Consider the following 15,631-nt stretch of genomic DNA (forward strand, 5'->3'; position numbering starts at 1 on the left):
GGACCATGCAAACTCGAGACGACATTTTCAACACCCTGCGCGATGCCTTGGTCGAACTCTTCGAGCTGGATCCTGGCCGCGTCAGCCTCGAATCCAATTTGTATCAGGACCTGGAAATCGACAGCATCGACGCCGTCGACCTGATTGATCACATCAAGCGCCAGACCGGCAAGAAAATCGCCGCCGAAGAATTCAAATCGGTGCGCACCGTCGGCGACGTGGTCGAGGCGGTCTACCGTCTGGTTCAACCCGCCGCATGAGCCGACTGATCGGCCTGGGTCTGCTGCTGGCAGGCCTGTTGTACCCCTTTGCGGTGTATTTCGGCATGGAGCATTTTGCGCCGTGGCAGTTCGGCCTGTTGCTGGGCAGCTTGTGGCTGGCGCGTGCCGTGCTCGGTGCGCGTCGCCCTGGCAGCCTGTGGATGGCATTGACCGCTATCGGTTTCTGCCTGTTGCTGGCGCTGTTCGACAGTCCACTGTTGCTGCGCTGGTATCCCGTGCTGATCAACGCCTTCCTGCTCGGGCTGTTTGGCCTGAGCCTGAAAATCGGGCCGCCGATGGTCGAACGGCTGGCAAGGCTGCGTGAACCGCACTTGCCGGCCAGAGCCATTGTTTATACCCGTCAGGTGACGATCGTCTGGTGTGTATTTTTTCTCTTTAACGGTTTGCTCGCCGCCGCCCTGACGCTTTGGGCGCCGCTGAGTTGGTGGATGTTGTACACCGGCCTGATTTCCTACGGATTGATGGGCTTGCTGTTTGCCATTGAATGGCTCATACGACAACGGGTACGAGGCCACCCATGAATTGGATAAAACTTGAGCAGTTGCTGCTCAAGGCTCAACCGGAACGCGCCGTGACGGCCGAGCCGGCACTGAATCACGCGCAGCTGCGCGAACAGGCGCTGAGCCTGGCAGCTGGCCTGCAATCCCAAGGCGTGCAACGCATCGCCGTGCACCTGGAAGATGCCGCCGACCTGGCGATTGCCCTGCTCGGTGCCTGGCGTGCCGGAGTCAGCGTGCTGCTGCCCGCCGATCTGCAACCCCAGACTCGCCAGCGCTGGTCGACCGAAGTCGATCTGTGGCTGACCGATCAGGCGGATGACGCGCACCTGACCGACTACCAGCACGCACCACTGAGCGCCGCTGCGCTGGATCTGGATCGCTGCCAGTTAAGCCTGTGCACCTCCGGTTCCAGTGGCGAGCCCAAGCGCATCGACAAGAACCTGCGCCAATTGGCCAACGAAGTTGAGGCGCTGGAGCAGTTGTGGGGCGCGGATCTGGGGCAGGCCTGCATCATCGGCAGCGTCGCCACCCAGCACATCTACGGCCTGTTGTTTCGGGTGTTGTGGCCGTTGTGCGCCGGGCGCTCGTTCCTGCGAAAACAACTGGCCTTCCCGGAAGACCTGCAACGCGCCAGCCGCGAACACCCGGCGTTTGCCTGGGTCGCCAGCCCGGCGTTGCTCAAGCGCATGGGCGACAACCTCGACTGGCCGGCGCTGAGTGCCGTTCGCCGAGTGTTTTCATCCGGTGGCGCGCTACCGGCCGAGGCTGCGCAAAGCCTTTTCGAGCGGCTGCACCAATGGCCGACAGAAATCTTTGGCAGCTCGGAAACCGGCGGCATCGCCTGGCGCCGGGGTCACGAGCTCTGGCAACCCTTCGCTGATATCGAGTTGAGCCAGGACAGCGACGGCGCCCTCTTGATCGCGTCTCCCTACTTGCCCGCCGGCCACATCGAGCACACCGCCGATGCGGCCAGAATCGATGCCGACGGCCGCTTCGAACTGCTTGGACGGCTGGACCGGATCGTCAAGCTGGAAGAAAAACGTATCTCGCTGCCGATGCTGGAAAAGGCGCTGACTGACCATGACTGGGTGGCCGAAGCGCGCCTCGGCGTGGTCCGGGAAAATCGCGCCTCACTGGGTGCGCTGCTGGTGCTGACAGACGCCGGCCTGCATGCGTTGCGCAATCAAGGTCGACGCACCCTCACCCAAGCGTTGCGTCAGCATCTGAGCCAGCATTGCGAAGCCCTGGCGCTGCCGCGACGCTGGCGAATGTTGCGCCAGTTGCCGCTGAACGCTCAGGGCAAACTGCCCCAGGCCGACGTCGAAGCCTTGCTGCTGGCGCCTCGTCCCAAGGCGCCGCAAGTGCTGGAGCAAGTCGAACTCGAAGGTGAATGGAGTCTGCAACTGGCCGTGCCGCCGGACCTGGCCTATTTCAGCGGACACTTCCCGAAGACACCGGTGCTGCCTGGCGTGGTGCAGGTGGACTGGGCCTTGAGCCTGGGCCAGCAATTGATGAAGCTGCCAGAAAAATTTGCCGGCATGGAAGTGCTGAAATTCCAGCAACTGGTGCGCCCGGGCGATGAAGTCCAATTGCACCTGCGCTTTGATCCTGAACGCGGCAAGCTGTACTTCGCCTATCGCAATGAAACCGCGACCTGCTCCAGCGGGCGCATCTTGCTGGAGGCTGTAGGTGATGCATAACCCCTGCGCCGTGGTCCCGGTCTACAACCATGAAACCGCCATCACCACGGTGGTCGACGCGCTGATTGCCAGCGGCCTGCCGTGCATTCTGGTGGACGATGCCAGCGATCAGGCCTGCGCCAGAGTGCTCGACCAGCTCGCGCAGCGCGAAATGGTCAACCTGATCCGCCTCGCCGCCAATCAGGGCAAGGGCGGTGCAGTCATGACCGGTTTTCGCGAAGCCTCACGCCTGGGTTTCAGCCACGCCTTGCAAGTGGACGCCGACGGCCAACACGACCTGCAGGATGTGGCGATCTTCATCGAAGAATCGCGCCGGCATCCCGACGCAGTGATCTGTGGTTATCCGCAATACGATGCCAGCGTGCCCAAAGGTCGTTTGTACGCCCGCTACCTGACCCACGTCATGGTCTGGATCAACACGCTTTCATTGCAGATTCGCGATTCCATGTGCGGTTTCCGCATCTATCCATTGCCAGCAACGCTGGCACTGATCGACTCGGCAAAAATCGGCAAACGCATGGATTTCGACTCGGACATTCTCGTGCGGCTGGCCTGGCGCAATCTGCCGATGCAGTGGTTGCCGGTGCGGGTTCATTACCCGCTGGACGGGGTCTCGCATTTTCGCCTGTTCCACGACAACGTGCTGATTTCGAGCATGCACACACGGCTGTTCTTCGGCATGTTGCTGCGGGCCCCACTGATACTCTGGCGACGGTGGCGGACATGAACATCAACGCAGACAAACAGCACTGGGCAGACCGTCAGGAACGCGGCAGTTTCTGGCTGATGAAACTCACCGCGTTCGGCGCCAAGGTCCTCGGTCGTCGTCTGCTGAGCCCGCTGCTGTACGGCATCGTCCTGTACTTTTTCCTGTTCGGTCGCAGCGCCCGTCAAAGCGCCTGGCAATACCAACAGCGGCTCGCCGACTGGAGTGGTCGCCCCGAATTGCGCCCGACACACTGGCGAGTGTTCAGCCAGTTCATGGCCTTTGCCGATTCAATGCTCGACAAACTCGACGTGTGGAACGGCAAGCTGAGCATCGAGCAAATCGAAATCATCGACCCGGCACTGTTACGCAATCAGTTGCGCGGCACGCGCGGGCAGATGCTGGTGGGTGCGCACCTGGGCAACCTCGAAGTCTGCCGCGCGCTGGCGGAGATCGGCGAGAAAGTCACAATGAACGTGCTGGTGCACACCAAGCATGCCGAGCAATTCAACCGTCTGCTGGGTGAAGCCGGGGCGACCAACTTGCGGCTGATTCAGGTCAGCGAGCTGGACCCTTTGATCATGCTGCAACTGCATGAACGCCTCGAGCGCGGCGAGTGGCTGGCGATTGCCGGCGACCGTGTGCCGTTGCATGGCGGGCGTAGCGTGACGGTGGACTTCCTCGGTCATCAGGCCGCGTTCCCTCAGGGACCGTGGCTACTGGCCGGTCTGCTCAAGTGCCCGATCAATCTACTGATGTGCCTGAAGAAACCGTCAGGCCAATACCGCGTGACCCTCGAGCCGTTTACCCATGCCGTGGTGTGGAAACGCAGCGACCGCGAACAGGTCATCCATCAGTGGGCGACCCGCTACGCCGAACGCCTGAGTCACTATTGCCTCGAAGCACCTCAACAATGGTTCAACTTTTACCCTTTCTGGAAGACCGATGACGACGCCAACGCTTGAGCCGGTAACCTTCGGCGAACTCCCTTTGCGCATTGAAGACGTACTGGCCCTGGCCAACCGTCAGGTACCGACGCAGTTGCAAAGTGATCCCGCGTACCGTGAGCGCATCGCCAAGGGCGCGCGATTCCTCGATTCCCTGCTGGACAAGGAAGGCGTGATCTACGGCGTGACCACCGGCTACGGCGACTCTTGCGTGGTCGCCGTGCCACTGCATCATGTCGAGGCCCTGCCCCGTCATCTGTACACCTTCCATGGCTGCGGACTGGGCAAACTGCTCGACGCCCAAGCCACGCGCGCGGTGCTCGCCGCGCGTTTGCAGTCGCTGTGCCACGGCGTGTCGGGTGTGCGCGTGGAACTGCTGGAGCGCCTGCACGCGTTCCTCGAACACGACATCCTGCCGCTGATCCCGGAAGAAGGTTCGGTGGGCGCCAGCGGCGATCTGACCCCGTTATCCTACGTCGCGGCGACCTTGTCCGGCGAGCGTGAGGTGATGTTCCGTGGCGAGCGCCGCCAAGCGGCCGACGTGCACCGCGAACTCGGCTGGCAGCCGCTGGTGCTGCGCCCGAAAGAAGCCCTGGCATTGATGAACGGCACTGCCGTGATGACCGGCCTCGCCTGCCTGGCCTATGCCCGAGCCGATTACCTGCTGCAATTGGCCACGCGCATTACCGCGCTGAACGTGGTCGCGCTGCAAGGCAACCCGGAACACTTCGACGAACGCCTGTTCGCCACCAAACCGCATCCGGGGCAGATGCAAGTGGCCGCGTGGCTGCGCAAGGACCTGGCGATCGACGCGCCGACCGCGCCGCTGCATCGCCTGCAAGACCGCTATTCCCTGCGCTGCGCGCCGCATGTCCTCGGCGTCCTGGCCGACAGCCTGAACTGGCTGCGCTCGTTCATCGAGATCGAGCTCAACAGCGCCAACGACAACCCGATCATCGACGCCGAAGCCGAACGCGTGCTGCACGGTGGGCATTTCTACGGCGGCCACATCGCGTTCGCCATGGACAGCCTGAAAAACCTGGTGGCCAACGTCGCCGACCTGCTCGACCGTCAACTCGCGCTGTTGGTGGACGAGCGTTACAACCATGGCTTGCCGAGCAATTTGTCAGGCGCCAGCGCTGACCGGGCGATGCTCAATCACGGCTTCAAGGCCGTGCAGATCGGCACCAGCGCCTGGACCGCCGAAGCCCTGAAAAACACCATGCCGGCCAGCGTCTTCTCGCGCTCCACCGAATGCCACAACCAGGACAAGGTGAGCATGGGTACTATCGCCGCCCGTGATGCGATCCGCGTGCTGGAGCTGACCGAACAGGTCGCCGCTGCCACCTTGCTCGCCGCTAACCAGGGCGTGTGGCTGCGCAGCAAGGCTGAAGATGCGCGGCCATTGCCGCCAGCCCTGGCCGCCATGCACGAAGAATTGGGCAAGGACTTCCCGCCGGTCATCGAAGACCGTGCACTGGAAGGTGAACTGCGTCTGTGCCTCAAACGGATTGCCGAGCAACACTGGAGGCTGCATGCGTAGCAAGGGAGTGCTTCATACCGATACGGAAATCCTTGTGCCGTTCTTTGACGTCGACACCATGAACGTCGTCTGGCACGGCCATTACGTCAAATACCTGGAAGTGGCCCGCTGTGCGCTGCTGGACAAGATCGGCCACAACTACACCGCGATGGTCGAATCGGGTTACGCCTGGCCGGTGATCGACCTGCAATTACGCTATGTGCGTGGCGCCGTGTTCGGCCAGAAGCTGAACGTGCGCGCCAATCTGGTCGAATGGGAGAACCGCCTGAAGATCAATTACCTGATCAGCGACCTGGACTCCGGCGAGCGCTTGACCCGCGCCAGCTCGGTACAGGTTGCCGTCGACATGACCAGCCGCGAGATGCAGCTGGCCTCACCGAAGATATTCACCGACGCCGTTGAAAGGATGCTGGCATGAACCCGTTTTTTAAATGCCTCGGTGCTTTGGCGCTGCTTGGGTTGTCGTCGATCGCAAACGCCTTCGATCTGCAACAACTGAGCGATCAACTGGCCAAACCCGATGTGATCCACGGCAACTTCATCCAGGAAAAACACCTGCGCGCCCTGCCCCAGCCACTGACCAGCAAGGGCACTTTCGTCCTCGCCAAAAACCACGGTTTGCTCTGGCTGCTGAAAACGCCGCTGCAACAGGATTACCGCATCACCGACAAAGGCATTGCCCGACGCGACGCCAGCGGTTGGCAGATGCTGCCAGGCAAGAGTGCTGGCACCGAGCAGAACCGGTTGTTCCTCGCCGTGCTGCAAGGCGACAGCAGCGGCCTGCAACGGGATTTCGAGCTGTCGCTGAGCGGCGAGGCGCAAAACTGGAAGCTGACGCTGACCCCGCGCTCGATGCTGCTCAAGCAAGTGTTCAACCAGATCAACATCACCGGCGGCGAATTGGTGCACAGCATCGAGCTGCTGGAAACCCAGGGTGACAGCACCCTGTTGCGCATGCAGGACAGCACCAGCGCGCAACCGCTGAGCGACGCGGAGCAACATGACTTTGCCGAGTGAACGCAGGCTCCCATGGCTATTTCTGATCCTGCTGTTGGCGGTGCTCGCACTCGCCGGCTGGCAGTGGCGTAACGGCGCGCCGCTGTCGGCCAACCTGATGGAACTGGTGCCGGGCACGGCGCCGGACGCGCTGGAACTGCGCGCTGAACAACGCATGCAAGAACCGCTGAACCGCGAAATGCTGGTGCTGGTCGGCCATAAAGCTCGCCCGCAAGCCATCGCCATGGCGCAGAAACTGGGTGAGCAGTGGCAAGCAAGCGGCTTGTTCGAGAAGGTCCAGTGGACCCTGCAAGCCGACTTGCCAGCGCTGCGCGCTCAATTGCTGCAAGGCCGATTGGCAATGTTGTCTGCCTCGGATCGTCAGCAACTGATCGAACACCCTGACGCCTTTATCCAACAGCGCGTGCAAGCGCTGTTCGACCCCTTCACCGGTTTCAGTCTGGTGCCGAGCCAGGAAGACTGGCTGGGGCTAACCGGACGCATCCAGAACAGCCAGCCACAACACGGCGCCGTGCAACTGGACATCGGCAGCGGCGCACTGGTGGCCGATGCCGACGGTAAAAGCTGGGTGATGCTGCGGGCAAAAACCACCGGCAACGCCTTTGACATGAGCCTGCCGCTGCAAGTGGCCGCCCTGCTCAAACACAGCCGCGAAGAAGCGGCACAGAGCGATGTTCAACTGCTCGCCGCCAGCGGCTTGCTCTACGCGGCCAATGGTCAACAACAAGCCACCCGCGAAATGACCTGGGTCGGAGGCGGCGCTACCGTCGGCATTTTGTTGCTGCTGTTGCTGGCCTTCCGGCGCTGGCGGGTCTTGCTGGCGTTCGTGCCGGTGCTGGTGGGCATGCTGTTTGGCGCCGTGGCCTGCGTGGCGCTGTTCGGCCATATGCATGTGATGACGCTGGTGCTGGGGTCGAGCCTGATCGGCGTTGCCGTCGATTACCCGCTGCATTACCTGTCGAAAAGCTGGAGCATGAAACCCTGGCACAGCTGGCCGGCGTTACGCCTGACCTTGCCAGGCCTGACGCTGAGCCTGATCACCAGTTGCATCGGCTACCTGGCGCTGGCGTGGACGCCATTCCCGGCGCTGACCCAGATCGCCGTATTCTCCGCCGCCGGTCTGCTGGGCGCCTACCTGTCAGCGGTGTGCCTGCTGCCGGCGCTGCTCAAGGGCTCGGACCTGCGACCGGCGCAATGGCCGCTGAGCGTCAGTGAGTTTTTGCTGGAGCTACGCGAATCGTTGCTCAAATATGCTCGTACGCCGGTGCTGCTGGCATTGCTGATTGCCTTTTGCGTCGGCGGCTTGTTGCAACTCGAGAGCAAGAACGACATCCGCCAGTGGATCGGCACGCCGCAGCAACTGACGGACGAGGCCAGAACCATCGCGCGCATTACCGGCTATCAACCCACCAGCCAGTTCTTCCTGGTGCGTGCGGCCAACCAGCAGGAACTGCTCGAGCGCCAAACCGCACTGAGCGAGCGTCTCGATCAACTGGTCAAGATGGACAAACTCCAGGGTTATCTGTCGCTCAACCAACTCGTGAGCCAACCGAGCGAACAGCGCAAGGTACGCGAAGCGCTGAACAAATTGCCGCAATTCTGGCAACCGCTGCTCGACCTCGGCGTGCCGGCGCAAGCGCTGCAAGCGGAGCTTGTGCAGTTGCAGGAGTTGCCCACCGAAGACATCGATGCGGCGCTGACCGGTCCGTTGGCCGAGCCTTATCGCACCTTGTGGCTGGGGCCGACCGATGATGGTGTGGCGGCGATGGTCAGTCTGCAAGGCCTGAACAATCCTTCGCTGCTGCGCGCTCAGGCGCTGGACTTGCCGGGTGTCCAACTGGTCGACCGCCTCGGTGAACTGAACACTGTATTCGCGGCGACCCAGATCAGTGCCGCGGAGCTCAAACTCGCCTCCTGCGCGCTGATCGTGCTGGTGCTGATCCTGCCATTCGGCCTCGGTGGCGCGCTGCGCATCGTCTCGCTGCCCTTGTTGGCCGCGTTGTGCAGCCTGGCCAGTCTTGGCTGGCTGGGTCAGCCGCTGACACTGTTCAGCCTGTTCGGCCTGTTGCTGGTGACAGCGATCAGCGTCGACTACGCGATCCTCATGCGCGAACAGGTCGGCGGCGCCGCCGTGAGCCTGCTGGGCACCTTGCTGGCGGCGGTTACCACCTGGCTGTCGTTCGGTCTGCTGGCGGTGTCCAGCACGCCGGCGGTGAGCAACTTCGGCCTGTCGGTCAGCCTGGGCCTGGCTTTCAGCTTCATCCTTGCGCCGTGGGCCGGACGCCATGTCCACACCGCTGCCGTTACGGAGTCGGCCGCATGATGATCGCCGTGTTTTGGCTCATGGCCCTGGCAATGTTCGCCACGGCCACCCGAGTCGGTCGGCATTTTGGCCTGATCCCGATCGTCAGCCAGTTGCTGCTGGCGACCTTCGGCCTGCCGCTGCTGATGTACTTCTGGATCGAGCCGGGCTGGCAACTCAGCGGCACCGAACTCATCTCGCCGACATGGCTGAAAAACCTCTACAGCCTGAGTTTTGCCTTGCTGCTCGGGCACATCCTCAGTGACGTGATCGACCTGCGACTGGATCGCCAGAGCCTGAAAATCGCCCTGCCAAGTTTCTGCATTCCGTTCGTCTGCGGACTCGCCACCGCCATTTGGTTGCTGCCGGCGCAATCCTGGATCAGCTCACTGGCCGTTGGCCTGGTGTTCGCCATCACCGCCATTCCGGTGTTGTATTTGTACCTGCGACACATTCATTACCCGCCCGAAGCCACCCGACGCCTGGTACAAACGGCGATTCTCATCGACCTGACGTGCTGGACGTTGTTCGGCTTCGCACAAGGCAGTTTGCACCTGAGCAGCCTCTTGCTACCGCTGGCCGGCGCTTGCCTGCCGCTACTGCTGCGCCTGCTCGGTGCGCGCCAACCGATGCTGTACAGCGGCGGCTTCTTCGCGCTGCTGGTGGTCGCCGAACACTTCAAGCTCAACGCGCTGATTTTCGGCATCGGTTACTTGTTGTGCATGGCCGCGCTGAAAGTGCCACTGGTGCTGCCGTTGCCGGCGATCTGGATGAGCCGCTTGCAAACCTGGATCGCCATTCCGCTGATCCTGACGTTCGGTATCGTGCAGATCAACGTTCATGCTGCGATGACCAGCCTCAGCTGGATCCAGCTGGCGGCGCTGCTGCTGTTGCCTATTGCCAGCAAACTGCTGGGCAACTGGCTGGGCCTCGGCTGGGCCGGCGCCTCGTTCGAGGGCGCCAGTCGCTGGCGCGAAAGCCTGCTGCTGAATATTCGCGGCTTGAGTGAGATCGTCTTTCTCAACCTGCTGCTGCAACAACAGCTCATCAGTCCGGCGCTGTATTTCGCACTGATGTTGATGGGTTTGATCGCGACATTGCTGCCGGCACTCGCCGGCATGCACAGCCCCCCTTTGAATATCGCCGCCCCGGCAAGGAGCCCCCGTGCCAACAGTTGAAATGGAACATCGCCAGGTCGTCGTTATCGGTGCGGGCCCCTCGGGCGCCATCGCCGCCGCGCTGCTCAAGCGCAAAGGTCATGACGTGCTGATGATCGAACGCCAGCATTTCCCACGGTTTTCCATCGGCGAAAGCCTGTTGTCGCACTGCCTGGATTTCGTCGAAGAGGCCGGCATGCTCGACGCGGTGAACGCCGCCGGATTCCAGATGAAAAATGGTGCAGCGTTTGCCTGGGGCGACCAATACAGCGCCTTTGATTTCGGCGACACGTTCAGCCACGGCAAGCCGACCACCTTCCAGGTTCAACGCGCCGATTTCGACAAGTTGCTGGCCGACCAGGCCGCGTTGCAAGGCGTGGAGATTCGCTACGGCGAGGCCATCGTCAGCGCCGATTTCACCCTGGCAAAACCGCAGCTCGATGTGCTGCGAGAAGATGGCAGCCGATACCGCGTCGAAGCTGATTTCGTGCTCGACGCCAGCGGTTACGGCCGGGTGCTGCCGCGTTTGCTGGACCTTGAAGCGCCGTCGAACTTCCCGGTGCGCCAGGCCGTGTTCACCCACATCGAAGACAAGATCGACAGCCCGACCTTCGAGCGGGAAAAAATCCTCATCACCACCCATCCGACCCATCGCGACATCTGGTTCTGGACCATCCCGTTCAGCAACGGCCGATGCTCGGTGGGCGTAGTAGCGGCAGCCGAGCACTTCGAAGGCCGCATGGACAACCTGGACGAGTGCCTGCGCGGTTTTATCGCTGAAACCCCAAGCCTGGCCGGCGTCCTGAACAACGCTGTGTGGGACACCCCCGCGCGCACCATCGGTGGCTACTCGGCCAACGTCAAAACCCTGCACGGCCCGGGCTTTGCGCTGCTGGGCAACGCCGCGGAATTCCTCGACCCGGTGTTCTCCTCCGGCGTGACCATCGCCATGCGCTCGGCGAGCATGGCCGCCGGCGTTCTGCACCGCCAACTGCAAGGTGAAAGCGTTGACTGGCAAACCGAGTTCGCCGCACCGCTCAAGCGCGGCGTCGACACATTCCGCTGCTACGTCGAAGGCTGGTACGCCGGGACCTTCCAGGATGTGATTTTCCATCCAGACGGTTCACCGGACATCCGCCGCATGATCAGCGCGATCCTCGCCGGTTATGCCTGGGACGAGCGCAATCCGTTCGTCAGTGAACCCAAACGTCGGCTGCGCATGCTGTCAGAACTCTGCGCCAGAGATGTCACATGAATAACGTGAACGCCTTTTTGTGGCGAACTTCTCTTGAAGGTGAGGTCTGATGATTCGTTTCCTGCTCCTGGCTTGCTGTCTGTTGCTGAGCGCTTGCGCCAGCAGTCCGCCGCTGCCCGAGCAAACCCCGAACCTGTCGTTGCCGCTGCAGTTGCACATTCAGCGCCTGGTCGCCGAGCAACGTCAGGACTGGGTACTGGTGATCCAGCGTGAAGGCCCTGGCATCCGCTGGTCGATGATGGATTTGCTGGGCATTCCACAGGCTCGCCAGAAATTGATCGATGGCCAATGGAAAGCCGACGGCCTGTTACCGCCGAACCCGGAAGCCCGAGAGCTGTTCGCGGCGTTGCTGTTTGCGCTGACCCCCAAGGATGAACTGTCGGGCAACTACCCCACGGCTTGGCAACATGGCAGTCAACGCTCCTTGCCCACGCACTGGGACGTCCGTTATTCACAACCGATGAGCTTCGAATTGAACCTGCCCAAAGGTCCCAAGTATCAAGTCACGCCCCTTAGCGGAGACGCGCCATGACCGCCTATCTGAACGCCCTTGGGGTTATCTGCGCCTTGGGGCGTGATAAAGCGCAAGTCGCGCGCAATCTGTTTGCCGGTGATTGCTCCGGCATGCGCAGCGAGGCTGGCTGGGTCCCGGAGCGCTCATTGCCGGTGGCGGCGGTGCGTGGCGAATTGGCCCCGATTCCACCGGAACTGGCTCAGCAAAGCAGCCGCAACAACCAGTTGCTGCTGGAAGCCGCGTTGCAAATCCGCGACGACATCGATCGTGCGATCCAGACCTACGGCCGTGACCGTATCGGTGTGGTGCTGGGCACCAGCACGTCGGGCATCCATGAGGCCAGCCGTGGCCTGGCCCATTACATTCGCGAGCATCATTTCCCTGCCGATTACGACTATCAGCAGCAGGAGCTCGGCGCACCGGCCAATTTCCTCGCCGACTGGCTGCAATTGAGCGGCCCGGCTTATGTGATCTCGACCGCCTGCACCTCCAGCGCCCGGGCGCTGATGAGCGCCCAACGCCTGCTGGATCTGGGCGTGTGCGACGCGGTGCTGTGCGGCGGCGTCGACAGTTTGTGCAAACTGACCCTCAACGGCTTCTCGGCGTTGGAAGCGGTGTCCGAGCAACGTTGCAATCCGTTTTCGGTCAACCGCAACGGCATCAATATCGGTGAAGCCGCCGCGCTGTTTCTGATGAGCAAAAGCGCCGGCGACGGCCAACCGATTGCGCTACTAGGCAGCGGCGCCAGTTCCGATGCGCACCACATTTCTGCGCCGGAACCGACAGGCCGTGGCGCCTTGCAAGCCATGCGCAAAGCCTTGAGCCGAGCCAATCTGCAACCCGCTCAAATCGGTTACCTGAACCTGCATGGCACCGCGACCCAACACAACGACGCCATGGAAAGCCTGGCCGTGGCGACCCTGTTCCCGCAAGGCGTACCGTGTTCTTCAACCAAGCCAATGACCGGCCACACCCTTGGCGCCGCCGGCGCCCTGGAAGCGGCGTTCTGCTGGTTGAGCCTGAGCACGAACAACCCTGAGCAAGCCCTGGCGCCCCATGTCTGGGACGGACAACCTGATCCTGAACTGCCGGCCTTGAATTGGGTGACCCCGACCGATCGCCTGACGTCCATTGCACCTCGCTACTTGATGAGCAATTCCTTTGCCTTCGGTGGCAACAACGTCAGCCTGATAATCGGAGACGCCCCATGATTGACTGGCCGATCGCCGAACTGCTGCCGCACGCTGGCGACATGATCTTCATCGAACAGATTCTGGAGTTCGATGACGACCAGATCCGCACACGCCTCACCGTCAGGCCCGGTGGCCTGTTCAGCCGTGCCGACGGCAGCATGCCGGCCTGGGTCGGCATTGAACTGATGGCCCAGAGTGTCGCCGCGTACGCCGGTTGCCACGCGCGCCAGCGGGGTGATGGCGTGGTGCTGGGTTTTCTGCTCGGTACGCGCAAATTCGAATGCAACGTGGAGCACTTCCCCGTTGGCACCGAGCTGACCATCCACGGGATGCGCTCGCTGGAAGACGATAACGGCATGGGCGTGTTCGAATGCCACATCAACGCCCCAGGCATTCACGCCACCGCCCGTCTGAACGTGTTTCGCCCGCCTCAGGCCGCTCAATATCTTCATGAACCCGAAGGAGTCCAGTCATGACTGAATCCGTACTGGTCACTGGCTCCAGCCGTGGCATCGGCCGCGCAATCGCGCTGCGCCTGGCACAGGCCGGGCACGACATCATCCTGCATTGCCGCAGCGGTCTGGCGGACGCCGTGATCGTTCAAGGCGAAATCCAGGCGCTGGGGCGCCAGGCGCGCATCCTGCAATTCGACGTGTCCGACCGCGCCAGCTGCAAAGCCATTCTCGAAGCCGACGTTGAAGCCCATGGCGCCTACTACGGTGTCGTGCTAAACGCCGGCCTGACCCGCGACGGTGCTTTTCCAGCACTGAGCGAGGATGATTGGGATGTGGTGATGCGCACCAACCTCGACGGTTTCTACAACGTGCTGCACCCGGTGATGATGCCGATGATTCGTCGTCGTGCTGCCGGGCGGATTGTTTGCATTACCTCGGTTTCCGGGTTGATCGGCAACCGCGGCCAGGTCAACTACAGCGCTTCCAAGGCCGGTTTGATCGGCGCGGCGAAAGCGTTGGCGATCGAACTGGGCAAGCGCAAAATCACCGTTAACTGTGTCGCACCCGGCCTGATCGACACAGCGATGCTCGACGAAAACGTGCCGGTGGAAGAACTGATGAAAATGATTCCCGCACAACGCATGGGCACCCCGGAAGAGGTGGCCAGCGCGGTGAATTTCCTGATGTCGGCGGAAGCGTCGTACATCACCCGGCAGGTTCTGGCCGTCAACGGAGGCCTGTGCTGATGAAGCGCGTCGTCGTCACCGGCATGGCCGGCATCACCTCACTGGGCAGCGACTGGGCAACCATCGCCGCCAACTTCGCGGCCAACCGCAGTGGCATACGCCGGATGGACGAGTGGGATCGTTTTACCGAACTCAACACGCGCCTGGCCGGCCCCATCGACGACTTCAAAGTGCCGAGCCACTGGACCCGCAAACAACTGCGCAGCATGGGCCGGGTCTCACGCCTGGCGGTCGGCGCTGCGGAACAGGCGCTGGCTGATGCCGGGCTGTTGGGTGACGAGTCGATCAAGGACGGGCGCATGGGCGTCTCCTGCGGCTCGTCCACGGGCAGCACCGACGAGATCAAGGCATTCGGCAACATGTTGCTCAACTCGGTGGCCGAGGGCCTGAACGCCAACTCCTACGTGCGGATGATGCCGCACACCACCGCGGCCAATATCAGCATTTTCTTTGGTCTCACCGGCCGACTGATCCCGACCTCCAGCGCCTGCACCAGCGGCAGCCAGGGCATCGGTTATGCCTACGAGTCGATCAAATTCGGCCGTCTGCCACTGATGCTCGCCGGCGGCGCCGAAGAACTGTGCCCGACCGAAGCCATGGTCTTCGACGCGCTCTACGCCACCAGCCTGAAAAACGACGCCCCACAGACCTCTCCGCGTCCCTACGACAGCGGCCGCGATGGCCTGGTGATTGGCGAAGGCGGCGGCATGCTGGTGCTTGAGGAACTCGAACACGCGCTAGCTCGCGGTGCACACATCCACGCCGAACTCGTCGGCTTCGGCAGCAACGCCGACGGCCAGCACGCCACCCGACCGGAGCAGACCACCATGCGCCGGGCCATGGAACTGGCCCTGGAAGACGCCGGGCTGCAGCCGTCGGACATTGGCTACGTCAATGGTCACGGCACGGCGACTGAACAGGGCGACATCGCCGAAACACTGGCAACCAGTGCGCTGTTCGGCGAACACATGCCAATCAGCTCACAAAAGAGCTTCCTCGGTCATACCTTGGGTGCGTGCGGAGCATTGGAGTCCTGGTTCAGCATCGAAATGATGAACCGCGACCTGTATGTGCACACGTTCAACCTTGACGATATCGATCCGCTCTGCGGCAAGCTCGACTACCTGCGCGGCGAGTTCCGGCAGATGAGTAACCAGTACGTGATGAACAACAATTTTGCGTTTGGTGGCGTTAACACTTCGTTGATTTTTCGGCGTTGGTCTTAAGCAACGAAGACACAACAGGAAACCGGAGTACACGATTTCGGAAACGTCCCACAGCCAGAATTTGAGCTTCGCGCTAGGGTCAATGCCCC

16 protein-coding genes are annotated in these 15,631 nt (G+C 62.1%); all 16 read left to right on the top strand.

Going from position 1 to position 15,631, the window contains the following annotated elements; genetic code table 11:
- The first annotated feature begins 5 nt into the window (after window positions 1-5).
- The 16 genes from ACM6I0_RS02565 to ACM6I0_RS02640 are packed head-to-tail and all read left to right on the top strand — an operon-like array spanning window position 6 to window position 15,542.
- On the top strand, window positions 6-260 hold the full coding sequence (locus tag ACM6I0_RS02565) for an acyl carrier protein (protein ID WP_222589460.1): 255 nt from the start codon (window positions 6-8) through the stop codon (window positions 258-260).
- On the top strand, window positions 257-802 hold the full coding sequence (locus ACM6I0_RS02570; RefSeq protein WP_090176512.1) for a hypothetical protein: 546 nt from the start codon (window positions 257-259) through the stop codon (window positions 800-802). The genes ACM6I0_RS02565 and ACM6I0_RS02570 overlap by 4 nt, the downstream gene beginning before the upstream one ends.
- Window positions 799-2,481 (top strand): AMP-binding protein, encoded by a 1,683-nt coding sequence (locus tag ACM6I0_RS02575; protein ID WP_414921385.1) that lies wholly within the window; start codon window positions 799-801, stop codon window positions 2,479-2,481. The genes ACM6I0_RS02570 and ACM6I0_RS02575 overlap by 4 nt, the downstream gene beginning before the upstream one ends.
- On the top strand, window positions 2,474-3,208 hold the full coding sequence (locus tag ACM6I0_RS02580; protein ID WP_285433612.1) for a glycosyltransferase family 2 protein: 735 nt from the start codon (window positions 2,474-2,476) through the stop codon (window positions 3,206-3,208). Before ACM6I0_RS02575 ends, ACM6I0_RS02580 begins: the two co-directional genes overlap by 8 nt.
- Window positions 3,205-4,152 carry a glycosyl transferase gene (locus tag ACM6I0_RS02585; protein ID WP_285433611.1) on the top strand — a complete coding sequence of 316 codons (948 nt, stop codon included), beginning with the start codon at window positions 3,205-3,207 and terminating at the stop codon, window positions 4,150-4,152. The genes ACM6I0_RS02580 and ACM6I0_RS02585 overlap by 4 nt, the downstream gene beginning before the upstream one ends.
- Complete coding sequence (locus ACM6I0_RS02590; protein ID WP_222589456.1) at window positions 4,133-5,677, top strand: HAL/PAL/TAL family ammonia-lyase; 1,545 nt, start codon at window positions 4,133-4,135, stop codon at window positions 5,675-5,677. Before ACM6I0_RS02585 ends, ACM6I0_RS02590 begins: the two co-directional genes overlap by 20 nt.
- Window positions 5,670-6,095: an acyl-CoA thioesterase gene (locus tag ACM6I0_RS02595; RefSeq protein ID WP_285433609.1), complete on the top strand. Its 426-nt coding sequence runs from the start codon at window positions 5,670-5,672 to the stop codon at window positions 6,093-6,095. The genes ACM6I0_RS02590 and ACM6I0_RS02595 overlap by 8 nt, the downstream gene beginning before the upstream one ends.
- Complete coding sequence (locus tag ACM6I0_RS02600; protein ID WP_414921386.1) at window positions 6,092-6,694, top strand: outer membrane lipoprotein carrier protein LolA; 603 nt, start codon at window positions 6,092-6,094, stop codon at window positions 6,692-6,694. The genes ACM6I0_RS02595 and ACM6I0_RS02600 overlap by 4 nt, the downstream gene beginning before the upstream one ends.
- Entirely contained in the window at window positions 6,678-9,017 is a 2,340-nt protein-coding gene (locus ACM6I0_RS02605; protein WP_414921387.1) for an MMPL family transporter, read from the top strand. Before ACM6I0_RS02600 ends, ACM6I0_RS02605 begins: the two co-directional genes overlap by 17 nt.
- Window positions 9,014-10,174, top strand: a complete 1,161-nt coding sequence (locus tag ACM6I0_RS02610) for a sodium:proton antiporter (protein WP_414921388.1) — start codon at window positions 9,014-9,016, stop codon at window positions 10,172-10,174. Before ACM6I0_RS02605 ends, ACM6I0_RS02610 begins: the two co-directional genes overlap by 4 nt.
- The gene (locus ACM6I0_RS02615) at window positions 10,161-11,408 is read left to right on the top strand and encodes an NAD(P)/FAD-dependent oxidoreductase (RefSeq protein ID WP_285433603.1); all 1,248 of its coding nucleotides are present in this window, start codon (window positions 10,161-10,163) and stop codon (window positions 11,406-11,408) included. Before ACM6I0_RS02610 ends, ACM6I0_RS02615 begins: the two co-directional genes overlap by 14 nt.
- A 49-nt stretch (window positions 11,409-11,457) precedes the next feature.
- Complete coding sequence (locus ACM6I0_RS02620; protein ID WP_414921389.1) at window positions 11,458-11,940, top strand: hypothetical protein; 483 nt, start codon at window positions 11,458-11,460, stop codon at window positions 11,938-11,940.
- On the top strand, window positions 11,937-13,133 hold the full coding sequence (locus ACM6I0_RS02625) for a beta-ketoacyl-[acyl-carrier-protein] synthase family protein (RefSeq protein WP_414921390.1): 1,197 nt from the start codon (window positions 11,937-11,939) through the stop codon (window positions 13,131-13,133). The genes ACM6I0_RS02620 and ACM6I0_RS02625 overlap by 4 nt, the downstream gene beginning before the upstream one ends.
- Window positions 13,130-13,591, top strand: coding sequence for a hotdog family protein (locus ACM6I0_RS02630; RefSeq protein ID WP_414921391.1), 462 nt, complete (start codon window positions 13,130-13,132; stop codon window positions 13,589-13,591). Before ACM6I0_RS02625 ends, ACM6I0_RS02630 begins: the two co-directional genes overlap by 4 nt.
- Window positions 13,588-14,316 carry a 3-oxoacyl-ACP reductase FabG gene (gene fabG / locus ACM6I0_RS02635; RefSeq protein ID WP_285433598.1) on the top strand — a complete coding sequence of 243 codons (729 nt, stop codon included), beginning with the start codon at window positions 13,588-13,590 and terminating at the stop codon, window positions 14,314-14,316. Before ACM6I0_RS02630 ends, fabG begins: the two co-directional genes overlap by 4 nt.
- Window positions 14,316-15,542: a beta-ketoacyl-ACP synthase gene (locus ACM6I0_RS02640; RefSeq protein ID WP_414921392.1), complete on the top strand. Its 1,227-nt coding sequence runs from the start codon at window positions 14,316-14,318 to the stop codon at window positions 15,540-15,542. The genes fabG and ACM6I0_RS02640 overlap by 1 nt, the downstream gene beginning before the upstream one ends.
- The last annotated feature ends 89 nt before the right edge of the window (window positions 15,543-15,631 follow it).

Source organism: Pseudomonas sp. IT-P294 (assembly GCF_949767865.1).
Lineage (GTDB): Bacteria > Pseudomonadota > Gammaproteobacteria > Pseudomonadales > Pseudomonadaceae > Aquipseudomonas.

Excerpts from the sequence above, each read along its gene's own strand:
- ACM6I0_RS02565 (WP_222589460.1), top strand. The coding sequence starts at position 6 with ATGCAAACTCGAGACGACATTTTCAACACCCTGCGCGATGCCTTGGTC.
- ACM6I0_RS02570 (WP_090176512.1), top strand. The coding sequence starts at position 257 with ATGAGCCGACTGATCGGCCTGGGTCTGCTGCTGGCAGGCCTGTTGTAC.
- ACM6I0_RS02575 (WP_414921385.1), top strand. The coding sequence starts at position 799 with ATGAATTGGATAAAACTTGAGCAGTTGCTGCTCAAGGCTCAACCGGAA.
- ACM6I0_RS02580 (WP_285433612.1), top strand. The coding sequence starts at position 2,474 with ATGCATAACCCCTGCGCCGTGGTCCCGGTCTACAACCATGAAACCGCC.
- ACM6I0_RS02585 (WP_285433611.1), top strand. The coding sequence starts at position 3,205 with ATGAACATCAACGCAGACAAACAGCACTGGGCAGACCGTCAGGAACGC.
- ACM6I0_RS02590 (WP_222589456.1), top strand. The coding sequence starts at position 4,133 with ATGACGACGCCAACGCTTGAGCCGGTAACCTTCGGCGAACTCCCTTTG.
- ACM6I0_RS02595 (WP_285433609.1), top strand. The coding sequence starts at position 5,670 with ATGCGTAGCAAGGGAGTGCTTCATACCGATACGGAAATCCTTGTGCCG.
- ACM6I0_RS02600 (WP_414921386.1), top strand. The coding sequence starts at position 6,092 with ATGAACCCGTTTTTTAAATGCCTCGGTGCTTTGGCGCTGCTTGGGTTG.
- ACM6I0_RS02605 (WP_414921387.1), top strand. The coding sequence starts at position 6,678 with ATGACTTTGCCGAGTGAACGCAGGCTCCCATGGCTATTTCTGATCCTG.
- ACM6I0_RS02610 (WP_414921388.1), top strand. The coding sequence starts at position 9,014 with ATGATGATCGCCGTGTTTTGGCTCATGGCCCTGGCAATGTTCGCCACG.
- ACM6I0_RS02620 (WP_414921389.1), top strand. The coding sequence starts at position 11,458 with ATGATTCGTTTCCTGCTCCTGGCTTGCTGTCTGTTGCTGAGCGCTTGC.
- ACM6I0_RS02625 (WP_414921390.1), top strand. The coding sequence starts at position 11,937 with ATGACCGCCTATCTGAACGCCCTTGGGGTTATCTGCGCCTTGGGGCGT.
- ACM6I0_RS02630 (WP_414921391.1), top strand. The coding sequence starts at position 13,130 with ATGATTGACTGGCCGATCGCCGAACTGCTGCCGCACGCTGGCGACATG.
- fabG (WP_285433598.1), top strand. The coding sequence starts at position 13,588 with ATGACTGAATCCGTACTGGTCACTGGCTCCAGCCGTGGCATCGGCCGC.
- ACM6I0_RS02640 (WP_414921392.1), top strand. The coding sequence starts at position 14,316 with ATGAAGCGCGTCGTCGTCACCGGCATGGCCGGCATCACCTCACTGGGC.